Origin of the sequence: Sphingopyxis sp. LK2115, assembly GCF_014595975.1 — a bacterium.
Classification (GTDB): Bacteria; Pseudomonadota; Alphaproteobacteria; order Sphingomonadales; family Sphingomonadaceae; genus Sphingopyxis.
In genome coordinates this window covers 1-20,520 of the sequence record NZ_JABWGQ010000045.1, presented here as the reverse complement: position 1 = coordinate 20,520, position 20,520 = coordinate 1, and the positions used below count along the sequence as shown (strand labels likewise).

General features: G+C 65.3%; 21 protein-coding genes and 1 pseudogene. 8 read left to right on the top strand and 14 right to left on the bottom strand.

Features of this window, described 5'->3' with window-relative positions:
• Positions 1-682, bottom strand: a 682-nt coding sequence (locus HUW43_RS09905) for a hypothetical protein (protein ID WP_223181443.1), incomplete at its 3' end; no start/stop codon positions are given.
• A 98-nt stretch (positions 683-780) separates the two neighbouring features.
• Positions 781-2,604 carry a cobaltochelatase subunit CobT gene (gene cobT / locus HUW43_RS09900; protein ID WP_188237251.1) on the bottom strand — a complete coding sequence of 608 codons (1,824 nt, stop codon included), beginning with the start codon at positions 2,602-2,604 and terminating at the stop codon, positions 781-783.
• A 171-nt stretch (positions 2,605-2,775) separates the two neighbouring features.
• Between cobT and HUW43_RS09895 the strand changes: the two genes are divergently transcribed.
• Together HUW43_RS09895 and HUW43_RS15865 are read left to right on the top strand one after the other, a co-directional pair.
• Positions 2,776-3,969, top strand: coding sequence for an MFS transporter (locus tag HUW43_RS09895; RefSeq protein WP_223181442.1), 1,194 nt, complete (start codon positions 2,776-2,778; stop codon positions 3,967-3,969).
• The gene (locus tag HUW43_RS15865; protein ID WP_262926799.1) at positions 3,966-4,097 is read left to right on the top strand and encodes a hypothetical protein; all 132 of its coding nucleotides are present in this window, start codon (positions 3,966-3,968) and stop codon (positions 4,095-4,097) included. Before HUW43_RS09895 ends, HUW43_RS15865 begins: the two co-directional genes overlap by 4 nt.
• A gap of 4 nt (positions 4,098-4,101) precedes the next feature.
• Here HUW43_RS15865 and HUW43_RS09890 read toward each other — a convergent pair whose 3' ends face one another.
• The 4 genes from HUW43_RS09890 to HUW43_RS09875 all read right to left on the bottom strand — a co-directional run bounded on the left by HUW43_RS09890 (position 4,102) and on the right by HUW43_RS09875 (position 7,441).
• Positions 4,102-5,301 (bottom strand): alpha/beta hydrolase, encoded by a 1,200-nt coding sequence (locus tag HUW43_RS09890; RefSeq protein WP_188237249.1) that lies wholly within the window; start codon positions 5,299-5,301, stop codon positions 4,102-4,104.
• Positions 5,298-6,287, bottom strand: coding sequence for a cobaltochelatase subunit CobS (gene cobS, locus HUW43_RS09885; protein WP_188237248.1), 990 nt, complete (start codon positions 6,285-6,287; stop codon positions 5,298-5,300). The genes HUW43_RS09890 and cobS overlap by 4 nt, the downstream gene beginning before the upstream one ends.
• A gap of 175 nt (positions 6,288-6,462) precedes the next feature.
• The gene (locus HUW43_RS09880) at positions 6,463-6,900 is read right to left on the bottom strand and encodes an ester cyclase (RefSeq protein ID WP_188237247.1); all 438 of its coding nucleotides are present in this window, start codon (positions 6,898-6,900) and stop codon (positions 6,463-6,465) included.
• A 10-nt stretch (positions 6,901-6,910) separates the two neighbouring features.
• A complete protein-coding gene (locus tag HUW43_RS09875; protein WP_188237246.1) occupies positions 6,911-7,441 on the bottom strand; it encodes a DnaJ domain-containing protein in 531 nt (176 codons plus the stop codon).
• Between the two features lie 125 nt (positions 7,442-7,566).
• On the opposite strand from HUW43_RS09875, the gene HUW43_RS09870 reads away from it, so the two are divergent.
• Genes HUW43_RS09870 through HUW43_RS09860 form a run of 3 tightly spaced genes read left to right on the top strand, consistent with a single transcriptional unit; the run spans position 7,567 to position 9,127 of the window.
• Complete coding sequence (locus HUW43_RS09870; protein ID WP_411157940.1) at positions 7,567-7,845, top strand: BolA family protein; 279 nt, start codon at positions 7,567-7,569, stop codon at positions 7,843-7,845.
• Positions 7,846-7,853: 8 nt separating this feature from the next.
• A complete protein-coding gene (locus HUW43_RS09865) occupies positions 7,854-8,222 on the top strand; it encodes a DUF2200 domain-containing protein (RefSeq protein WP_188237245.1) in 369 nt (122 codons plus the stop codon).
• Positions 8,223-8,242: 20 nt separating this feature from the next.
• Complete coding sequence (locus tag HUW43_RS09860; RefSeq protein WP_188237244.1) at positions 8,243-9,127, top strand: pirin family protein; 885 nt, start codon at positions 8,243-8,245, stop codon at positions 9,125-9,127.
• Positions 9,128-9,707: 580 nt separating this feature from the next.
• Here HUW43_RS09860 and HUW43_RS15725 read toward each other — a convergent pair.
• The 3 genes and pseudogenes from HUW43_RS15725 to HUW43_RS09850 form a co-directional block, all read right to left on the bottom strand.
• Positions 9,708-11,111, bottom strand: a complete 1,404-nt coding sequence (locus HUW43_RS15725; protein WP_223181444.1) for an EAL domain-containing protein — start codon at positions 11,109-11,111, stop codon at positions 9,708-9,710.
• Between the two features lie 99 nt (positions 11,112-11,210).
• Positions 11,211-11,876 (bottom strand): annotated as a pseudogene (locus HUW43_RS15720) (CHASE2 domain-containing protein); the annotation flags it as partial.
• A 224-nt stretch (positions 11,877-12,100) separates the two neighbouring features.
• Complete coding sequence (locus tag HUW43_RS09850) at positions 12,101-13,843, bottom strand: acyl-CoA dehydrogenase (RefSeq protein WP_188237242.1); 1,743 nt, start codon at positions 13,841-13,843, stop codon at positions 12,101-12,103.
• 52 nt (positions 13,844-13,895) lie between these two features.
• Between HUW43_RS09850 and HUW43_RS09845 the strand changes: the two genes are divergently transcribed.
• Positions 13,896-14,843, top strand: a complete 948-nt coding sequence (locus HUW43_RS09845; protein ID WP_188237241.1) for an L-threonylcarbamoyladenylate synthase — start codon at positions 13,896-13,898, stop codon at positions 14,841-14,843.
• A gap of 157 nt (positions 14,844-15,000) precedes the next feature.
• On the opposite strand, the gene HUW43_RS09840 is transcribed toward HUW43_RS09845, so the two are convergent.
• Together HUW43_RS09840 and HUW43_RS09835 are read right to left on the bottom strand one after the other, a co-directional pair.
• Positions 15,001-15,900, bottom strand: a complete 900-nt coding sequence (locus HUW43_RS09840) for a DMT family transporter (protein ID WP_188237240.1) — start codon at positions 15,898-15,900, stop codon at positions 15,001-15,003.
• Positions 15,901-16,165: 265 nt separating this feature from the next.
• Positions 16,166-16,945, bottom strand: a complete 780-nt coding sequence (locus tag HUW43_RS09835) for an SDR family NAD(P)-dependent oxidoreductase (protein ID WP_188237239.1) — start codon at positions 16,943-16,945, stop codon at positions 16,166-16,168.
• A 69-nt stretch (positions 16,946-17,014) separates the two neighbouring features.
• Here HUW43_RS09835 and HUW43_RS09830 point away from each other — a divergent pair, with 69 nt between their 5' ends.
• Positions 17,015-18,532 (top strand): acyl-CoA carboxylase subunit beta, encoded by a 1,518-nt coding sequence (locus HUW43_RS09830; protein WP_188237238.1) that lies wholly within the window; start codon positions 17,015-17,017, stop codon positions 18,530-18,532.
• A 78-nt stretch (positions 18,533-18,610) separates the two neighbouring features.
• On the opposite strand, the gene HUW43_RS09825 is transcribed toward HUW43_RS09830, so the two are convergent.
• Positions 18,611-18,787 (bottom strand): hypothetical protein, encoded by a 177-nt coding sequence (locus HUW43_RS09825; protein WP_188237237.1) that lies wholly within the window; start codon positions 18,785-18,787, stop codon positions 18,611-18,613.
• Between the two features lie 80 nt (positions 18,788-18,867).
• Here HUW43_RS09825 and HUW43_RS09820 point away from each other — a divergent pair, with 80 nt between their 5' ends.
• A complete protein-coding gene (locus tag HUW43_RS09820; RefSeq protein WP_223181447.1) occupies positions 18,868-19,038 on the top strand; it encodes a hypothetical protein in 171 nt (56 codons plus the stop codon).
• 24 nt (positions 19,039-19,062) lie between these two features.
• Here HUW43_RS09820 and HUW43_RS09815 read toward each other — a convergent pair whose 3' ends face one another.
• Both HUW43_RS09815 and HUW43_RS09810 read right to left on the bottom strand, forming a co-directional pair.
• The gene (locus HUW43_RS09815) at positions 19,063-19,542 is read right to left on the bottom strand and encodes a GNAT family N-acetyltransferase (protein ID WP_188237235.1); all 480 of its coding nucleotides are present in this window, start codon (positions 19,540-19,542) and stop codon (positions 19,063-19,065) included.
• 31 nt (positions 19,543-19,573) lie between these two features.
• Positions 19,574-20,497: a hypothetical protein gene (locus HUW43_RS09810; protein ID WP_188237234.1), complete on the bottom strand. Its 924-nt coding sequence runs from the start codon at positions 20,495-20,497 to the stop codon at positions 19,574-19,576.
• Positions 20,498-20,520 lie beyond the last annotated feature (23 nt).

Sequence of the window (20,520 nt, the reverse complement as noted above, 5' to 3'; positions counted from 1 at the left end):
CCGCCGCCTCTCCGCTTGTGGCGGGCTTGTCCACAACCGGATCGGCCGTCGCCGAGGCGACGGCGGATGAATCGCCGGGCAGGGCCACCGCAAGCTTGGCGGTCGCATATATGCCGGCCGGAAAATGGGCATTCTTGCCGTTGAGGGCAAAGATCAGCGGCATGGCGGCTACCCCACCCGCGACGCTCGCGCCGAAAGCCAAGCCTTCATTATTGCCGCCCACGCCGCCGAGTTTCATGCCGCGCAGCAAAATGCGCTCTCCATCATGTTCCAGGTATCGCGCGCCGAGGATCAACTCGCCCGCCTTGCCGCCCCAACTCGATTTCGCCGAATGGACGACCTGACCGCGACCGGGCGTTCCCGCTGGCACGAGCGTAAGATCACCCAGCATGATAGGATGCAGCAACGAGATTGCGAACCAGTCGCCGGTCTTGTGGGTCTTGCTGTTTACGGTCTCATCGAGGCGCAGATAGATCAGCGTTCCCGCCGTAACTTCGACGGGGATGGCGCTTCCGTCTGAGCGCGGCGATCCGGGAGATACGAGGGTCGATCCCGCCGCCGTCGTGTTGTCCGGTACGGCGGCTTCCGGCAGCCGTTCTTGCGCCAATGCGACGCCCGTTACGAGGGCAAGCACAAAGGCCGCCGTGCCGACGGCATAGTGCGAGCATATTGACGCCGACATGGATTGCCCCCTTCCCGACGTGGAGGATTATCGCTCGTTTTTTACTTGGCAAGCAGGATTTTACGTCACGGCGAACGGACCGGCGGGGCGGCTGCGGCTCAATCCACGTCGAACAATCCCGCCAATTGCTCGACCATCGTGCCGCCCAATTGCTCGGCGTCCATGATCGTCACCGCGCGGCTGTAGTATCGTGTGACGTCATGCCCGATGCCGATCGCGCAGAGTTCGACGGGGGAGCGCTTTTCGATCCATTCGATGACCTGGCGCAGATGCTGGTCGAGATAGGCGCCGTGGTTGACCGACAGCGTGCTGTCGTCGACCGGCGCGCCGTCCGAAATCACCATCAGGATGCGGCGTTCTTCGGGGCGATTGATGATCCGCTGGTGCGCCCACATCAGCGCCTCGCCGTCGATATTTTCCTTGAGCAGCCCTTCGCGCATCATCAGCCCCAGCGACTTGCGCGCGCGGCGATAGGGTTCGTCGGCGGGCTTGTAGATGATGTGGCGAAGGTCGTTGAGGCGTCCGGGGTGCGCCGGACGGCCCGCGGCAAGCCAGTCCTCGCGGCTTTGCCCGCCCTTCCACGTCCGCGTCGTGAAGCCAAGGATTTCGGTCTTGACGCCGCAGCGTTCGAGCGTGCGCGCGAGGATGTCGGCGCTGATCGCGGCGATGCTGATCGGGCGGCCGCGCATCGATCCGCTGTTGTCGATGAGCAGCGAGACGACCGTGTCGCGGAAGTCGGTATCGCGCTCGATCTTGTAGCTCAGGGACTGGCCGGGCGAGACGATGACGCGCGCGAGCCGCGCGGCGTCGAGCTGGCCTTCCTCCTGGTCGAAATCCCACGCGCGGTTCTGCTGCGCCATCAACCGGCGCTGGAGCCGGTTGGCGAGCTTGGTCACCGCGCCCTGCAAATGCGTCATCTGCTGGTCGAGATAGGCGCGCAGGCGGGTGAGTTCGTCGGCATCGCACAGCTCGGTCGCGGCGATGATCTCGTCATGCTTTTCGGTAAAGCGCAGATAGTTGAAATCGGGAATGTCGCTCGGCAGGCGGTTGGGGCGAACGGGCAGCATCCCTTCGTCGCCTTCGCCGCCCATTTCGGGTTCGCCGTCGGCTTCCATTTCCTGCGCTTGCGGGTCGCTGTCGCCGTCGTCGGCCTGATCGCCCGCCATTTCGGCGCGCGCGTCGACCTGGCTTTCGCCGGCGCCGCCGTCTTCGCTGTCCTGCTCTTCCTGCCTTTCTTCGGCCTCGGTCTCGTCCTGCTCGCCGCCTTCCTCGGCGCCTTCCTCCAGCGGCTCGTCGCTCTGGATGAGGTCGAGGTGACGAAGCGCGAGCTTCGCGGTTTCGGCGAACGCGGCCTGATCGTCGAGCAGCATCGCCAGCGCGGTCAGATCGCCGCCGGCTTCCTTGCTGATCCATTCGCGCACCAGCGACAGGCCGGTTTCGGTGCCCTGCGGCGCGCGTTCGCCGGTCAGCGCCTCGCGCAGCATCAGTTCCAGCGCGCTCGACATCGGGACATCGGCCCGATCCTGCGCGCGGCTGATCGGGTCCGAACGCATGCGCATCGCAAGGCTGGCCGCCAGATTTCCGCGCATCCCCGCCATATGGCGCGCGCCCAGAGCCTCGATCCGCGCGCGCTCCATCGCGTCGAACGCGGCGGCGGCGACAGGTTCGGCGGGGCGCGCGGCATTGTGGATCTTGTCGTTGTGATGTTTCATCCGCAGCGCATAGGAGTCGGCAAAGCCGCGCGCCTCGGCCACCTGATCGGCGGGCAGCGTGCGTGACGGCGTCGGCACCTTGATCGCCTTGCCGACCTGCGCGGGCGCGTCGGCGGTAAAGCCTACCTCGACCTCGGCATCGCGGGTGACCGCGCGCGCAACGCTCGACAGCGCGGCCTTGAAATTGTCGAGGGCGGATTGGGCGGTCATGTCGAGTCGGCTCTAACCAGCTTTGGATGACGAAGAAATCCCTTTCATCGTCACTCCGGATTGACTCCGGGGTGACGAAAGCCGGCGTAAGCGGGGCTTTAGCCAAGCTCGCTTGACGTCGCGCGGGCGCGGGCGCATCGGCCACATATGGCCTCCCCCGCACTCTCCCCCATGAAACGTCCGTGGGTCGTTATCGCCTGCGCCGCCTTCATCGTCACGCTCGCGATGGGCGTGCGGCAGTCGTTCGGGCTGTTCCTGCCGCAGATGAGCGTCGATATCGGCATCAGCCGATCAGATTTCGGCCTCGCGATGGCGCTCCAGAACCTGCTGTTCGGGCTGGTCCAGCCGTTCGTCGGCGCGCTCGCCGACAAGCATGGCGCAGGGCGGGTCGTGCTGGCGGGGGCGCTGCTCTATGCGCTGGGGCTGATCGGCGCGGCCTTTGCGACCGATGCGATCGGGCTGCACATCAGTTTTGGCATCTTCATCGGTATGGCGCAGTCGGCGACAACCTTTGTTGTCGTGCTCGGCGCGGTCGGCCGCGTTGTCAGTCCCGAAAGACGCAGCACCGCCTTTGGCATCGTGACCGCCGGCGGGTCGCTGGGACAGTTTCTCGTTGTGCCCTTCGCCTCGATACTGCTTGGTGATCTTGGCTATCAGCAGACTTTGTGGATCATGGCGGGGCTGGTTGCGCTCTGCGGCCTGCTCGCGATCGGCGTCGCCGGGCGGCCCGATGGCTCGGCCATGCTGGCGGTCGAGGAACAGAGCGCCCGCGAGGCACTGCGCGAGGCAGCGGTCCACCGCGGCTACTGGCTGCTGAACGCAGGCTTTTTCGTGTGCGGTTTTCATATCGCCTTCATCGCGACGCACCTGCCCGCCTATCTCGACGACAAGGGGCTGGGGATCGACATCGGCGCGCAGGTGCTGGCACTTGTCGGGCTGTTCAACATCCTTGGCTCTTATGTCTTCGGTCGCGCGGGCGATGTGATGCGCCAGAAATATGTGCTGTCGGCGCTCTACACCGCGCGCTCGGCGGTGATCGCGCTCTTCCTGTTCCTGCCGTTGAGCCATGCGAGCGCGCTCGCCTTCGCGGGTGCGATGGGTTTCCTCTGGCTCGGCACCATCCCGCTCACCAGCGGAATCGTCGGGCGTATCTTCGGCGTCCGCCACCTGTCGATGCTTTATGGCATCGTCTTCCTCAGCCATCAGATCGGCAGCTTCTTCGGCGCGTGGATGGCGGGGCTGATCTTCGATTCGACGGGCAGCTATAATGTCGCCTGGGGCATTGCGATCGCGCTTGGACTGTTCGCGGGTCTCGTCCACCTGCCGATCGCCGACGCGCCGGTCAAACGCTTGCAGGCGGCATGAAACTGGCGCGGCAGGACGTGATTGCGCTGGCGCTGTTCGCCGCGATCGCGGTCGGTGGCCTGTGGCTGTGGACCGGTGAAGGGCCGGTCGTGTGGCTTGCCGATTTTGCGGTGATGTGCGGCTTTTAACGCCTCAGCGGTCGTCGCCCGCCTCGGCGGTGCGGCGGCAGATGGCCGCATGGTCGTCGTTGGTCAGCGACGGATCGGGCTCCAGCCGGAACACATGCGCCCAGGGAGTCGCGATGCGTTCGGGCCGCGTGCGTTTTCCCGCGACGACGTCGATGAAATCGCGGCAGGCGGGCGCGCTCAGCAGGAAATTGCTGTGCCCGGTCGATCCGCGCGACACATCGGTCGTGTCGATCACCGTCAGTCCGGTGCGCGCCGCGGGATAGCAGCGTTCGGGCAGCCCCTTCGCCTTCAGGTCGGCCGCCTCGAACGGGTCGAAACAATAGGGCGAGCCCAATCGCGGATAGCCGTGGATCGCGCGCGATGCCGCAAGCGCCTTGTCGGCGCGCGAGGTATAGATGGTGATCCGACGGTCGTTGGCGACGCGCCGCGCCGACAGCACTTCATCCTCGATGTCGCGCTCGAACGTCTCGCGGTCGATGTCGGGCGAGGCGAGGATGATGTTGGAAATATTGCTGCTGTCGGCGTTGCTTGACGCGCGATCGACATAGGCGACCGCGGGGATTACCAGCCGTGCGCCAAGCGAGTGCGAGACGATGACGATTTCCCTGACCCAGCCCTGTTCGGCAAGGGTTTTGAGGAAATCGCGGAAATTGCGAACGTCGTGATACACATTCGTTTCGTCGACGACATAGCTCAAAAGCTTGCCCTGCGACGGCCAGCTATATTCGATGATCGGCCCGTCAAAGCCCGTCATCCGCGCGATCTGCGCCGCGTCTTTCGAGGTGGTCGAGAAGCTCTCGCGATAGCCGTGGACGTAGAGCAGCACACGGCCCTGCCGCCGGTCGGTTTCGGCCTGCAACGCGCGCCACCAGTCGGGCGCGGCCTGAAAGGCGAGTGGGGGCAGGAACCGCTTTTTCCTGCCCATAACGACGTCGCGCGGCTCGTCGAAGCGGCCAAAGCGCACATGCTCGCCGCGGTGATGGAGCAGTTCGATCGCGTCGCCGCGGCAATCGGGCAGGCGGCTCGTCGCGAAGAAATAGGGCAGCGCTTCGCCGTCGACCGCCGCGCCGGGCTGCGCGGTGCAGCGCGGGTCGGCGATATAGGCGGCGTGGCGGATCTTGCCATAATCGACCGCGGCGATGCTGCACCCCGACAGCGCGAGCGCGGCTCCGCACGCCGCCGCCAGCTGGCGGACCGGTATCACCGCGCGACGACGCTTTCGGGCAAATCCTCGCCGAAGACGCGCTGATAATATTCGGCGACGATCATCCGTTCGGCCTCGTCGCATTTGTTGAGGAACGACAGGCGAAAGGCAAAGCCGATATTGCGGAAGATTGCGGTGTTCTGTGCCCAGCTGATGACGGTGCGCGGACTCATCACGGTCGAAATGTCGCCGTTGATGAAACCCTGCCGCGTCAGGTCGGCGACCTTGACCATATTGGCGATCGTCGTCTCGTCGGTTTCGGGCACCTTGGCGAGGATGATTTCGGCTTCGGTCGCGGCGGGCAGATAATTCAGCGTGACGACGATGTTCCAGCGGTCCATCTGGCCCTGGTTGATCTGTTGCGTCCCGTGATAAAGCCCGCTCGTGTCGCCGAGTCCTATCGTGTTCGCGGTCGAGAAGAGGCGGAACCAGGGATTCGGGCGGATCACGCGATTCTGGTCGAGCAGGGTCAGCTTGCCCTCGGTTTCCAGCACGCGCTGGATCACGAACATGACGTCGGGGCGCCCCGCGTCATATTCGTCGAAGACGAGCGCCGTGGGCGTCTGGAGCGCCCAAGGGAGCAGACCTTCGCGAAACTCGGTGACCTGCTGGCCGTCGCGCAGCACGATGGCGTCGCGGCCGACGAGGTCGATTCGGCTGATATGCGCGTCGAGGTTGACGCGGATGCACGGCCATTTCAGCCGCGCCGCGACCTGTTCGATATGTGTCGACTTGCCGGTCCCGTGATAGCCCTGCACCATCACCCGGCGGTTGTATTTGAAGCCCGCGAGGATCGCGAGCGTCGTGTCGCCGTCAAAGACATAGGCAGGGTCGAGGTCGGGCACGCGCGCGTCGGCCTCGCTGAATGCCGGCACCTTCATGTCGATATCGACGCCGAACATCTCGCGCGCGTCGACCTCGGTATCGGGCGCTGCCAGCAGCGTCGATCCGTGATGGTCGGGGAGGCTGTTCGGGATATCGGTCATGTTTTCGTCGCTTTCAGCTTTTCCAAGCCTTCTCCCTTGAGGGGGGAAGGATACTGAGCCTTGCCAGCTTCGACTGGCGAACAGGTCCGCAAGTCTTCGCAATCCTCTCCCCCAAGGGGAGCGGGAGAGTCCGGCTAGCGCGGTATCGTCAAGGGTTTCGCCTTGCAACGCCTTTTCAGAGGAGCCCCAGCGCCTTCATCACTGCCGACTGGTCGTAATAGGGGCGCTCGCAGACGATTCTGTCGCTGCCGGGTGCGAATTCGAAGCTCGCCGCCATGCGGATGCGAAACGCCCTGCCGGTCGGCTCGATGGTGCGCAGACCCAGCTTCAACGGCCCCAGATGCGTGCCCGTGAGCCAGAATTCGACGAGCACAGTGTTGCTCGCCGCGTCGGCGGCGATCGCGATCACCTCGTTCGCCTGATCGGGAAAGGGTTCGCGCGACGCGGCGAAATAGGACCGCACCGCCGCTTCCCCGTCAAAGACGGTGCCCGGCCCCATCAGCTCGTAGCGCGGATGGTCGAAGGTCGCGATGACGCCGTCCCAGTCGTGCGCGATTTCGAGCGCCATGTGCCGCCGCACCACCGCGATCCGTGCTTCGTCCAGGTCGGTCATTGCGTGTCCCCTAAGCGAACGTTTTGGTCTTCCTCAGCAATTGATAGGCCTCAACCACTTCGCCGAGTCGCGTTTCAAATCGGCGATCGCCGCCGTTGCGGTCGGGATGATATTTGCGGACGAGCTCGCTGTAGCGGCGGCGCAGCGCGGCGCGGTCGGCATCGGCGGCAAGGCCCATCAACCGCATCGCGGCATGTTCTTCGCGCGACAGGCCGGGATTGGCCGCCTCGCGCCGCGCTTCGTCCATCCGCTGCCGGAAGCGCGCGCCGAGCGCGTCGATCGGATCCCTGAAATCGGCCCAGCGCGGCGGCAGGTCGGCGCTGCCCGCGGCGCGGAAGGCGCGGCTTTCGGTTTCCCAGCCCGCGGTTGGCGATTGCGCCGCCATGATCTGATCGGCGCTCATTCCGTCAAAGAAATTATAGCCCGCGTTGAACTCGCGCACATGGTCGAGGCACAGCCAGCGATAAGGCGGCGGGCCGTCGGGCGAGCGGTGCGCCGAGGCAGGGGCGCGAAACTCGCCCGGCTCGCGGCAGCCGGGCATGGCGCAGGGCGCTTCGCGCGGCACGCGGCCATGAAAACGGGTGGGGCGGGAGGAGGACGGCAAAACGGGCTTTCATGTTGTGGGAGGACTTATCATTTGGCGAGGCTCGGCCTATGGTCAACCCCATGAGCAGCAAAGGCCCCGTACAGCAAGAGATGGAAAGCCTGCTGGCCGCTGCCTTTCCCGGCGCCCATTTCGCCCTCAGCAACGACAGCGCCAAACATCATGGCCATGCGGGTGACGACGGCAGCGGCGAATCGCATTTCAGCCTGAGCATCGAATGGGCAGGCTTTCAGGGCATGAACCGCGTGATGCGTCAGCGGATGGTGAACAAGGCGCTCGGCGATCTGCCGGGGCAGCGTGTCCACGCGCTCGCGATCCGCGCGACGGCGCCGGGCGAATAGAGGCTCGAATGGCCGGGCACCGCATCTATGGCATCAGCTTTGCCAGCGTCTATCCGCATTATGTGGCCAAGGCCGAACGCAAGGGCCGCACACGCGAAGACGTCGACGCGATCATCCGCTGGCTGACCGGCTATAGCCAGGCGGAGCTGGACGCCCGGATCGCCGAACGGGTCGATTTCCGGACCTTCTTTGCCGATGCGCCCGCGATGAATCCGGCGCGCGACCAGATCAAAGGGGTCGTCTGCGGCATCCGCGTCGAGAATATCGACCAGCCGCTGATGCGTGAGATCCGCTATCTCGACAAGCTGATCGACGAACTGGCGAAGGGCAAGGCGATGGAGAAAATCCTGCGCCTGCCAGCGATTGCAAAAGGCTGATGGAAGGAGCGGTTCGACCGATGTTTGACGTGATTGCTCCCGCGACCCACGACATCGGCGCGTTCGAGGTGCGCCGCACCCTGCCCAACAAGGCGCGCACGATGGTCGGTCCGTTTATTTTCGTGGACCAGTTCGGCCCGGCGCATTTCGACATTGGCAAGGGCATGGACGTGCGCCCGCACCCGCACATCAACCTTGCCACCGTAACCTATTTGTTCGAGGGCGCGATCGACCATCGCGACAGCCTCGGCAGCTATGCGACGATCCGACCCGGCGCGTGCAACCTGATGACCGCGGGGCGCGGGATCGTTCATTCGGAGCGCACGCCACAGGCCGAGCGCGCGACCGGCTCGGCGATTTCGGGCATGCAGACCTGGCTTGCGCTGCCCGACGGCAAGGAAGAGGTTGACCCGGCGTTCGAGCATGTCGCGAAGCGCGATCTGCCGCTGGTCGAGGATCATGGTGTGTCGGCGCGCATCATCATGGGCAGCCTGTGGGGCGCGACATCGCCGGTCACCCAGCACAGCGCCACCATCTATGCCGACATATTGATGAATGCCGGGGCGACGATCCCGATCGACGCCGAGGCCGACGAGCGCGCCTTGCTCGTGGCGCTGGGTGACGCGAGCCTCGACGGAGAACCGCTCGAACGGCACAGCCTCACGATATTGAAGCCGGGGCAGCCAATGTTGCTGCGCGCGACCAGCGATGCGCGCGTGATGCTGCTCGGCGGCGAAGCCTTCGCCACGCCGCGCCATGTGTGGTGGAACTTCGTCAGCTCCTCGCGCGACCGGATCAATCAGGCGAAGCATGACTGGAAAGAGGGACGCTTCCCCCTCGTTCCCGGCGACAGCGAGGAGTATATCCCCATCCCCGAGGTGCCGATGACGGTGAGTTATCCTTAAAAGGGGCAGGGTTCGACGGGAGACGGACCTGCAAACCCGTTCGCATCAGGCGAAGTCGAGATAACCCTCGGCGTGGCGCGGTGTCGATGGATATCTCATCCTCGCTCGATACGAACGGAAAGCGGGGAGAGTGTGAAACCGACCGGACGCGGCGATCTCCATTCCTCCGCCGAACGGGGAGGCGCCGCGCAGCGTTCGTGGAGGGGCGGGGGCGGTGCGTCATGACGAGAGGTTTCGACCCCTCCGTCAGCCCTGCGGACTGCCAATTTGCCGTTCCGGGGAGGAGGAACGGCCGCTACGTCCGCTGCCCATCCCACAAAGGCCTATGGTCGGCGCATCCGTGAAAGCATCAGGGCAAAAGAAAAGGGCCCCGGCGATGCCGGAGCCCCTGTCTTAATTTCGTTCCAGATTAGGCCTGACCGCCAGCACTGTCAGTGCCACCGCCGCCCAGGAAGCGCCAAAACCAACCCATGACAAATCTCCTGATAAGACTGCCCACGCAGAACAGTTAACGGAGCATATACCTTAATAAGTAAGGTAAATCGAGTCTTAACTATAAAGATTGCCGCCATTTTGGCGATTATGCGGTGCGGCTGTTCGGCGGGGTCGTCAGGATCGCGACAAGATCAGAGAATAATTGCGGTTTTCCAAGGTGATAGCCTTGGCCAACATCGCAGCCGAGGCCGACGAGAAGCGCCATTGTTTCTGCATCTTCAATGCCTTCGGCGACCGCGACGGCGCCAAGACGGTGCGCCAGATCGATGGTCGATTTGACGACTTCGCGGTTGCGCTGCGAATCGCGCATTGTCGAAACGAATCGCTTGTCGATCTTGATTTCGTCGGCCTCGATCTCGGTCAGATATTCAAGGTTCGACTGGCCGGTGCCATAATCGTCGATCGACAGGCGAATCCCCGTGCGGCGGAGTTGCGCCAGCGTCTGGCGCGCCTGTCGGCTGTTTTCGATCTGTGCGGTTTCGGTGATCTCGATCGTCAACGCCTCCGGCGGCAAATGGTGCGCGGTGAGCATGACGCGGATCGTTCCGACAAGATCGCTGTGGTCGAGCAGCGCTGCGGACAGATTGACCGACATGTTGATGTGGATGCCGCGCTCGCGCAGTTGCGCCGCCGACCGGATCGCCTGATCCATCACGAACAGGGTGAGGCGATAGATGTCCTGGCTTTTTTCGGCCTGGATGATGAACTCGTCGGGTGGGATGGGGCCGCGCGTCGGATGCGTCCAGCGCGCGAGCGCCTCGACCCCGACAAGGCGACGGGTTGCAATTTCATATTGGGGCTGGAAGGCGACCCAGATGTCGCCGCCGGTCAGCGCATCCTCCAGCTGCGAATGGAAGGAGAGCTGCCAGCCGGCGTCGTCCTTCTGCCGCGGCGTATATTTGGTCCACAGCGCGCGGGTGCGGATCGCGCGCTCGGCGGCGACAAGGGCCGCCGCGAGCCGTTGTGCGTTCGAGCCTTCGAACTCGTCGTTGACGCCGAAGGCGATCGCGACGTCCACGCGCAGGTCGCCGATGGTCAGCGGCGCGTTGAAAAGCGCGGCGAGCCCGGCAAGCTGCCCTTCGATCTGGCTGTGCTGATAATAGGGCACAAGCCAGGCGAAGGTGCCATCGAGGTCGTGGTGCAGCGTGGTGCCCTGCGACGCGAGTTGGAGGCGGCGCGTCACCTGTTCGACGAGTTTGCCAATGCCGTCGCCCGGAATGAAGGCGGCAAGATCCTCGAAATTGACTACCTTGGCGGCAATCACCGTCGCGCTGCCAAAGGGCGGCAGCGAACGTAGCGCCTCAAAATTGGGTAATCCGGAGACAGGGTTCTCGCGCTGCGCCGAACTACGCCTGCGAGTGCGAGAAACATTGATGGCGATCGCTGCGACATAGACCAGCGCTGCGCCGATCCAGGACGTCACGAGCATGGTTCCAAGAACGACCTTGCCACCGATCAAGATAATGGTCGAGCCGATGGTGGCGGCCATAACCGCTCGTTGAAAGCGCGGAATAAGTGCTATTCCCGTAAGCAGGATCGCGACGAGCAAGGGTGGCAGCCAGCCGATGTCGATTGGGTCGCCTCGCTTCAGCGTTTCTGCGGCGATGACGTGAATGAATCCGCCCGGAACCCGATCATGACCCGGCAGATAGAAATAGTCCTGGAAGCTTGGTGCGGTTGGCGCGAATATAACGTCCTTTCCAGCGAGTTCGCGCGCTCCGACCTTGCCTGAAAGCAAGTCTGCGGCACTATATTCCGTGATCGTGCGGGTGTCATAGCTCAGATCCAGACGAAAACTTTCGGGAGCGTTGCTGCTCTTTCCCGCGATGATAGCCGCAAAGCTAGGTAAAAGCCGCCCTTCAGCGCGATAGGCAATGGGCGCGCGCCATACCTGCCAAAATTCGCTTTCTACAGCGATGCTCGCGATGGGAACGTCAGGGCCGAACTTCTTGCTCGGGAACGTCGTGACCTTGTCTTCGCGGCCAGGAACCTGACGCGTCGAAACGGCCAAGACTATGCGGTCGCCCATATTCTGCACTGCACTGACGAAACGGGGGAAATCATGATCGCCTTCGCGTCGGTCGAAATAAAAATCGACGAAAAGGCGTTTCGCGCCAGCTTTGTCGATCGCTTCGACGACATTGGCATATTGGGTCATCGAGAAATTGCGGTTTGGCGATTGTGTCATTGTGCGCTCGTCCAGCGCCACAATCACTATTTCTCCGCTCACCGGGCGCGTCGCAAGACGGCCCACGACAGCATCAAGAACCCGATCGGCCACTTCGCCAGCCGCAGTTATTCCAACCGCGAACGCCAGCAACAGCGACAAGCCGATGCTGCGCCAGCTGATGATCAGATTCTTGACCGGGATGGGCACGCATGTCTCCAGCAATTGCCGGTCGCGTCTAGTCCCAGATGGTTATCATCGCGTTAATTGTTAAGGAAATCCTTCCATTTTTGGCGGGGCGGCGAGATGGATCAGGCGATCGCGGGCAGCGGTTCGAGCACCGCGTCGCCGGCGAGCGCCGACGCCGCAAGGCCCGTGGCCGCGGGCACGATCTGTTCAAGGTAAAAGCGCGTCGAGGCGATTTTGGCGTCGAGGAAGGCACGGTCGCCTTCTCCTGCATCGAGCGCGGCGCGCGCGGCCTGGTGCTGGACCGCCATCAGCCAGCCACATGTCGCGGTCGCGAGCATGGTAAGATAGGGGTAGCTTCCCGCCAGCCGGTCGGCGGTGTTCGCGCCGACCATCCAGTCGGTGACCGCGCGGCACGCCTCGACGAGCTGCTGCAATTCGGGGAAATCGGCGGCGGCCGCCGCTATATCGTCGATCAGGCCGCGGACGAGGTCGCCGCCCGCCATGCCCAGCTTGCGACCCACCAGATCGGCCGCCTGGATGCCGTTGGTGCCTTCGTAGATTGGCGCGATGCGTGCGTCGCGATAATGCTGTGCGGCGCCGGTTTCCTCGATAAAGCCCATGCCGCCATGGACCTGAATGCCGAGGCTCGCGACCTCGCATCCGATGTCGGTCGCATGCGCCTTCGCCAGCGGGATCAGCACCTCGGCGCGCATCGCGGCGGCCTCGTCGCCCAATTTGCCGAAATCGGTCTGCGCCGCGGCATAATAGACGAGCGCGCGCGCCGCCTCGGTCTGCGCGCGCATCCGCCACAACATGCGGCGGACATCGGGATGCCGGTCGATCGTCACCGGGGTGCGGTCGGGCGAACCCGCGAGCGCCGACTGGACGCGTTCGGCGGCGAAGCGCTGTGCCTGCTGGGTCGCGCGCTCGCCGATCTGAACGCCCTGGCAGCCGATCATCAGGCGCGCATTGTTCATCATCACGAACATCGCGCGCATCCCGCCCATTTCCTCGCCGACGATTTCGCCGAGACAATCCTCGTCCTCGCCATAGACCATCACCGCGGTCGGCGATCCGTGGATGCCGAGCTTGTGCTCGATCGAGGCGCAGTGGACGCCGTTGCTGATCGTCGGCCTGCCGCCCGCATCGAGGCGATATTTGGGGACGAGGAAAAGCGAGATGCCGCGCGTTCCATCCGGCGCGCCGGGGGTGCGCGCGAGGACGAGGTGGACGATATTGTCGGTCAGGTCATGTTCGCCGAAGGTGATGAAGATTTTCTGGCCCCTGATCCGGTAAAGCCCGGCGTTCGGGCCTTCGGTGATCTTTTCCGCCGTCGAGCGCAGCGCGCCGACGTCGCTGCCCGCGGCTGGCTCGGTCAGGTTCATCGTGCCGTTCCATTCGCCGGTGACGAGCCTGGGGAGCCAGGTCTGCCGCTGTTCCTCGGAGCCATAGGCCATCAGCGCGTGGATGGCGCCGGGGGTGAGGATGCTGCACAGCGAAAAGCCCATATTCGCGCTGCCGAGCGCCTCGATCACGACGGTCGCGAGCGTGAAGGGCAGATCCTGTCCGCCATATTCGGAGGGGCCGTCGATGCTGCCCCAACCCGCTTCGACGAACGCCTTATAGGCTTCTTTGAACCCCGGTGGCATGATGACCTTGCCGTCGCGCCATTGGGGATTGTTCGTGTCGCCGACGCGGTTGAGCGGAGCGTAGACCTCGGCTGCGAATTCGCCGATGCCGGTGACGATCGCCTCGACCATATCGGGGGTCGCGGCGGCGAAACGGTCATGCTGCGCCATCGCGTCGATGCGCGCGACGTGATTGAGGACGAAGAGCTGTTCGGTCGTGGGCGGCGTGTAGGTCATGCGATGGCCGACTTTCCTGGTGAATCTCGTTGCGCGGGCGCTATAGCGCGGCATGGCCGAAGGCACAAAGTCCACTGATGTTCGCGCGTTCGATAATGCGGCGATCGCCGAGGCGGCGGCGCTGATCGCGGGCGGGCAGCCGGTCGCGGTGCCGACCGAGACGGTGTACGGGCTTGCCGCCGACGCGCGCGATCCCCAGGCGGTCGCACGCATCTATGCCGCGAAGGGACGGCCCGATTTCAACCCGCTGATCGTGCATGTGCCGACGCTGGCGGTCGCCGAGACGCTGGGCGAGTTCGGCGCTGCCGAGCGTGCGCTCGCGGCGCGCTTCTGGCCGGGGCCGCTGACGCTGGTAGTGCCGCGGGCGGCAGGGTGTCCGGTCGCGAGCATCGCGACCGCGGGGTTGGACACGATTGCGCTGCGCGTGCCGGGGCATCGCGCGATGCAGGCGCTGCTCGCGGCGTCGAACGCGCCGCTCGCCGCGCCGAGCGCCAATGCGAGCGGGCGCGTCAGCCCGACGAAGGCAAGTCATGTGCTGGCGAGCCTGGGCGGCCGGATCGCGCTGGTGATCGACGACGGGCCGACGAGCGCGGGAGTCGAATCGACGATCGCGCGCGTGAAGGATGCGGCAGTTGAAATGCTGCGGCCGGGGCCGGTGACGGCGGCGATGCTGGCCGAGGCGAGCGGGTTGCCGGTAACCGAGCGCAAGGGGGCGGACATCGTCGCGCCAGGGATGCTCGCGAGCCATTATGCGCCGGGCAAGCCGGTGCGGCTGGGTGCGGTGGGGTTCGGACCGGACGAATATGGGATCGGGTTCGGGCCAGTGCCGGGCGATTATCAGCTGAGCGCGGCAGGCGACCTGACCGAAGCGGCGGCGCGGCTGTTCGATGCGCTCCATGCGGGGGCGGCGAGCGACCGGATGAAGATTGCGGTGGCGGCCATTCCGCAGGACGGGTTGGGCGCGGCAATTAACGACCGGCTCGCGCGCGCCGCGGTGTGATTATGGTCGCGCGAAGACGCAGAGACGTGCAGATAAAGCGCTGAGCCAATAGACCCCATTGTTTGGGCGTTGCGAATGATGCTCCGCCGAAATGGAGTGGCGATTCGCGGTGAACGCGAAATCGCCGCGCCACCGCGCTTTTGCGTGAAATAATTTCCTAGGCCGCCGCGGGTTCGATCGGGTCGAGCGGCGGCGCCTTCCTCGCCACGATCAGGCAGCCGATGACGATCAGCGCCGCGCCCGCGATCGTCGGCCAGGTCACCGCTTCGTCGAAGAACATCCAGCCGAAAAGCATCGCCCAGAGGAAGCCGGTATATTCGGTCGTCGCCAGAATCTGCGTCTCGGCGCGGGCATAGGCCCAGCTCAAGAGCAGCAGCGACGCGGTGGCGAGCGCCGCGGCGCCGACAATGTGCGGGGCGTGGCCGGCGGCGGGCACGGCGAGGAACCAGGGCGCGCCCAGCGCGAGGATCGCGGCCACGAACGCATTCTGGAAAAAGGCGATTTCCAGCGGCTCGGCCATCTTTGCCTGCCGCCGCGCGAGGATGAGATTATAGGCATAGAAGACCGCCGACAGGAACACCGCGCCGACCGCGAGCAGCGCTTCGTCCGAATAATCGCCGCCCAGTTTGCCCGCAACGATGACGATCACCCCCGCAAGCCCAAGCAGCGACGCCGCGATCGAACGCGGGCCGATCTTCTCGCCCAAAAAGATTGCGGCCATGTAGAGCGCCATCAGCGGTGCGACAAAGGCGAGCGCGATCGCTTCGGCGATCGGCAGCCGCGCCAGCGCCCAGAAGAAAGAAAGCGCCATGCCCGCAACGAAAACCGAGCGCCAGGCGTGGATCGTCATCGTCGCCTTGCCGGGCCATTTGGGACGGCTCGCGACATAGAGGAGGCCGCTCAGCAGCGTGCCCGCGCCGGTGCGCCACAGCACGGCATTATAGGCGCCGATGTCGATGGACAGCCCCTTCATCAGCACGTCCATCGCCGAAAAGGTCGCGATGCCCGCGCAGGCGACCAGAAAGGGGATGACGGGCGAGGGCGAATCGGGACGCATCGCAGCGATCTAACCGACCTTCACCCTTGAGGGGAGAAGGATAGGGCGCCTTGTCGCCGGAGGCGATCCGGCGGACGGTGTTGAGGGTGAACGACGCGGCGCTTTGTGCGAGCCTTTGGCTCGCATACGCCTCACCCGGCCTTGACCGGGCAGCAAGCGACCCAGTCTTCGCAACCGGCGCAGGGGCGTTCGTGCCCCCCCGTCACGAACATGGGTCGGCGGGGGGGCAAGCCAACCCCGCAGCCCCCAAGGGGAGGGGAGAGGTTCAACGAAAGGTCGCCTGCCCCGCGCCGTCGATATTGAGTTTCTGCCCCGAGCAATAGCTGTTCGCGTCGCTGACAAACCACACCACCGCCGCGGCGACGTCGGCGGGGACGGCGACGCGGCCGAAGGGCATTTTGGCGTCGAGGTGGTGGATGTCATCCTGGCCGGTGACGGCGCGCGACAGTTTTTCGCCCATGTCGCTGACGGTGAGCGCCGGGGCGACGATGTTGACGCGGACGCCGTTCTTCAGCTCCTCCTTGGCGAGCGTGAGCGCGAGGGCTTCGCCCGCGGCTTTCGCCATCGTGTAGGGCGCGCCATTTGGGGAGTTCACATAGGTCGCGATGCTGGAGATGATGATGATGTCGCTGCGCCGGTGCTGACGGAGCTGTGGCAGCGCAAGCCGCGACAGGCGGTGCGGGCCGGCGGCGTGCACGGCAAACAGCTTGTCGACCTCGGCGGGGTCGGTGTCGGCGACGGACAGCCCGCGGCTGGCGATGCCGGCGTTGTTGATCAGGATCGACATCGGGCCGAAATCGGCTTCGATGGCGGCGACCATCGCGGCGCAGGCGGCTTCGTCGGTGACCGAGGCCTGATAGGCCTTTGCCTTGCGGCCCAGCGCCTGAATGGCGGCGACGGTTTCTGCGGCGGCGTCGGCGCCGCGGGTGTAGTTGACCGCGACGTCGGCGCCTGCCTCCGCCAGCCCCAGCGCAATCCCGCGCCCGATTCCGCGCGAAGCGCCGGTGACGAGCGCGACGCGCCCTGCAAGATTCCTGTCGGTCATCTGTCTCTCCCTGTTCGTTGGCGCGAATATGGCATGACGTTTCCGTCAACGTAAGCTAGCTTGCGCGGCATGAGCTGGAAAAAAGAAGTGGACGAACTGGGTCAGCGCCGCGCGATGGCCGAGAAGATGGGCGGGGAAGAAAAGGTCGCGCGCCAGCACAGTCGCGGCAAGATGGACGCGCGGGCGCGGCTCGCCGCGATCGTCGATCCGGGCAGCTTTCGCGAGATCGGCAAGATTGCCGGGCGCGGCACCTATGGCGCCGATGGCGTGCTGGAAGACCTCGCGCCAAGCAATTTCATCTTTGGCCGCGCGAATATCGACGGGCGGCCGGTCGTTGCCTCGGCCGACGATTTCACCGTGCGCGGCGGCGCCGCCGATGCGGCGCTGCACCGCAAATTCGTGCAGTGCGAGGCGATGGCGCATGAATATCGCCTGCCGCTTATTCGCATGATCGACGGCACCGGCGGCGGCGGGTCGGTCAAGACGCTGGAGGATATGGGTTATACCTATATTCCGCACGTTCCGGGATGGGACCAGATTATCGCCAATCTCGACACGGTGCCGGTCGTCGCGCTCGCGCTGGGGCCGACCGCGGGGCTGGGCGCCGCGCGCGTCGTCGCGAGCCACTACAGCATCATGGTGCGCGGGCTGTCGCAACTGTTCGCGGCCGGACCGGCGGTCGCGGCGGCGATCGGCGATACGCTCGACCGCGAGGAGCTGGGCGGCAGCGACGTGCATACGCGCAACGGCGTGGTCGACGACGAGGTGGCGAGCGAGGCGGAGGCCTTTGCGGCGGCGCGGCGTTTCCTGTCCTACCTACCCTCGTCGATCCATGATCGTGCGCTTCGCACCGAATGCGCCGATCCGGTCGGTCGGCGCGAGGAGGCGCTGCTGTCGATCGTCCCGCGCGAGCCAAAGCAGGTCTATTCGATGCGGCGCATCGCCGACGCGGTGTTCGACAAGGGCAGTTTTTTCGAGATGGGTGCGCGCTGGGGACGCGCCGTCATCACCGCCTTTGCGCGATTGGACGGCTGGCCGGTTGCGGTGCTGGCGAGCGATCCTTCGTACCTCGGCGGATCGTGGGACGCCAAGACGAGCGAGAAGGCCGAGCGCTTCGTCAAGCTGGCCGACCAGTTCCGGTTGCCGATCGTCCACCTTGTCGACAATCCGGGTTTCATGATCGGCGGCGAGGCCGAACGGACGGGGACGATCCGCTACGGGGTGCAGGCGATGAACGCGATATACCGCGCCACCGTCCCCCTCGCGTCGGTCGTCGTGCGGCGCGCCTACGGCATCGCGGGCAGCGCCATGTCGAACGCCGAGCGGTTCCAGTATCGCTTTGCCTGGCCATCAGGCGACTGGGGCAGCCTGCCGATCGAGGGCGGGGTCGAGGTCGCGTACAAGAGCGAGCTGGAAGCAGCCGACGATCCGGCGGCGCATCTGGACGCGATCCGCGAACGGCTCAATCGCGTGCGCTCGCCGTTCCGCACCGCGGAAAAATTCGGAGTGGAGGATATTATCGATCCGCGCGATACGCGGCCGTTGCTGTGCGAGTTTGCGGAACTGGCGTGGGGCGTGCTTCGCTAGGATTCATTCCTCGTCCCCGCTTTCGCCGGGAAGAGGATTGAAGGACAAGAAACCGGAGCCAATGACGGGCGGACGCCATTATGGCATGGACTGGCTGCGCATCGGTGCTTCGCGCTGCTCATCCTCTTTCACATCGGCATGTTTTTCATGCCATGGGACTGGCATGTAAAGATCGCGCGGCTGCTCGAATGGGCCGGGTTTCCGTTGCTCGCGGCAACCGGGATGCTGGCTTTTCGATGCGATCGGGCGCAGCATCTGCAGGTTGCGGCCGCTGGTCGGCCGGCAAAGACGATAGGGGGAGAGACGCTGTGGGAGCGGCAAAGGGGATTTTGGCGGTGGCCGGGGTCGTGCTGGTGCTGGTCGGCGCATTGTGGGCGTTGCAGGGGCTGGACATTGTGCGCTGGCCCGCAAGCAGCTTCATGCTCGGCGACACGACATGGACGCGCAATGGTGTCGTCGCCGCAGTCGTCGGTGCCGTGCTGATCTGGTTCGCGCGGCGGCGCTGATGCGGCGGCGCGTCGCCGCCAGGGTCAAGCGCCCGCGAGCGTTTTGAGCGCGTCGCCATCGACGCGCATCACGGTCCATTTGTCCATCATTCTGGCGCCCAGGCTTTTGTAAAAGCCGATGCTGGGTTCGTTCCAGTCGAGCACGCTCCATTCGAGCCGCGCGCAATCGCGTGTCACGCAGAGCTGGGCAAGATGCGCGAGCAGCGCCTTGCCGAGCCCCGACCCGCGTGCTTCGGGACGGACGAACAAATCTTCGAGATAGATACCAGGGCGCCCCTCGAAGGTCGAGAAATTGTGGAAGAAAAGCGCGAAACCCTGCGGCGTCCCGTCGATTTCGCCGATCACGACCTCGGCATAGGGGCGCGGTCCGAACAGGTTGGCCGCGAGCTTCGCTTCGTCGAAGCGGACTTCGTGCGACAGTTTCTCATATTCCGCAAGGTCGCGGATGAACGCGGCGATCAGCGGCAGGTCGGTCGGCGTGGCGGGGCGGATGGCGAGGGTCATGCGGCGGCTCTGTCGGGCGCTCGGTCCGCTGTCAAACCTCAAGCTTGTGAAGCGAGCAGGCGGTGGCGTAGCCAAGCCCGCGCTTGAGTGCAGGATAGGCTGTCACCGTCGCGGCGGTCAGCGCCAGTTCAAAGCGGACGGTTCGGCCGAGCGCGGCCTCGATCCGCGCGCCTGCCTCATCTGCCGAGGAATCATGGGCGGCGACCCCGCGGCCGAACGCAAAGGCATCGGCCAGCGCGGGCGGCGGTGTTCCGGCGAGCAGTCCGTTGACGGTGGCGCGCGGCACGCCATCGTTGATCGCCGCCTCGGCCGCGATCAGTGCGCAGGGGCCGCAGTCGGCGGCGAGCGTTGCGCCGATGCGCGCGGCGTGAAAGGCGTCGGCGGGCGCGGCGTGCCGATGCGCGGTCGCGGGCATCAGATGCTGGAACTTTTCGGCGGCATGACCGGGCGCGGCGATCAGGTCGGCGAGATAGGGGCTGTTGCCGCGCGTCGCCTTGTCGGCGGCGCGCGCGAAGAGACGCGGCGGAATGCCCGCCGGAGCGATCCGCTGGCGCGCGAAGAGAATCACCAGTGCGGCGATCACCATCACGGGCTGACCAACGACGCCCGGTGCATCGGCCCAGAAGGTCGCGGGGCCGCAGATACCCGCGAGCACCTCGTAAATGTGGAGCAGCCCGTGCAGCGTCAGCCACAGCCCGCCGACCAGCGCGGCGCGCCAGCGGAGGATCGGGTGCGCGGCGGCATAGACGAGGATCGCGCCCGACCCCAGATAGGCGAGGCCGATGTCGCGGATGAAATGCGCGTTGGGCGGGCCGGTCGTCACGACCGTGGGGATGAAAACATACCATTCGAGCGGATCGACGAGCATGAACGCGCCATTGGCAAGCGCGCCAAGCCCGGCGGCGAGCAGCAGGAGCTGGACGATGCGGTCCAGCGCGTCGAACTTGCCCAGCATGGATTTTTCTCCCCCCCCCCCCC

Coding starts and splice junctions, on each gene's coding strand:
- HUW43_RS09895 (WP_223181442.1), top strand. CDS start 2,776: ATGAAACGTCCGTGGGTCGTTATCGCCTGCGCCGCCTTCATCGTCACG.
- HUW43_RS09835 (WP_188237239.1), bottom strand. CDS start 16,945: ATGACCGACAGGAATCTTGCAGGGCGCGTCGCGCTCGTCACCGGCGCT.
- HUW43_RS09840 (WP_188237240.1), bottom strand. CDS start 15,900: ATGCGTCCCGATTCGCCCTCGCCCGTCATCCCCTTTCTGGTCGCCTGC.
- HUW43_RS09815 (WP_188237235.1), bottom strand. CDS start 19,542: ATGACCCTCGCCATCCGCCCCGCCACGCCGACCGACCTGCCGCTGATC.
- HUW43_RS09860 (WP_188237244.1), top strand. CDS start 8,243: ATGTTTGACGTGATTGCTCCCGCGACCCACGACATCGGCGCGTTCGAG.
- HUW43_RS09830 (WP_188237238.1), top strand. CDS start 17,015: ATGAGCTGGAAAAAAGAAGTGGACGAACTGGGTCAGCGCCGCGCGATG.
- HUW43_RS09865 (WP_188237245.1), top strand. CDS start 7,854: ATGGCCGGGCACCGCATCTATGGCATCAGCTTTGCCAGCGTCTATCCG.
- HUW43_RS09810 (WP_188237234.1), bottom strand. CDS start 20,497: ATGCTGGGCAAGTTCGACGCGCTGGACCGCATCGTCCAGCTCCTGCTG.
- HUW43_RS09845 (WP_188237241.1), top strand. CDS start 13,896: ATGGCCGAAGGCACAAAGTCCACTGATGTTCGCGCGTTCGATAATGCG.
- cobT (WP_188237251.1), bottom strand. CDS start 2,604: ATGACCGCCCAATCCGCCCTCGACAATTTCAAGGCCGCGCTGTCGAGC.
- HUW43_RS09875 (WP_188237246.1), bottom strand. CDS start 7,441: ATGCCCGGCTGCCGCGAGCCGGGCGAGTTTCGCGCCCCTGCCTCGGCG.
- HUW43_RS09850 (WP_188237242.1), bottom strand. CDS start 13,843: ATGACCTACACGCCGCCCACGACCGAACAGCTCTTCGTCCTCAATCAC.
- HUW43_RS09825 (WP_188237237.1), bottom strand. CDS start 18,787: ATGCTGCGCCCGATCGCATCGAAAAGCCAGCATCCCGGTTGCCGCGAG.
- HUW43_RS15725 (WP_223181444.1), bottom strand. CDS start 11,111: ATGGCCGCCACCATCGGCTCGACCATTATCTTGATCGGTGGCAAGGTC.
- HUW43_RS15865 (WP_262926799.1), top strand. CDS start 3,966: ATGAAACTGGCGCGGCAGGACGTGATTGCGCTGGCGCTGTTCGCCGCG.
- HUW43_RS09870 (WP_411157940.1), top strand. CDS start 7,567: ATGAGCAGCAAAGGCCCCGTACAGCAAGAGATGGAAAGCCTGCTGGCC.
- cobS (WP_188237248.1), bottom strand. CDS start 6,287: ATGACCGATATCCCGAACAGCCTCCCCGACCATCACGGATCGACGCTG.
- HUW43_RS09880 (WP_188237247.1), bottom strand. CDS start 6,900: ATGACCGACCTGGACGAAGCACGGATCGCGGTGGTGCGGCGGCACATG.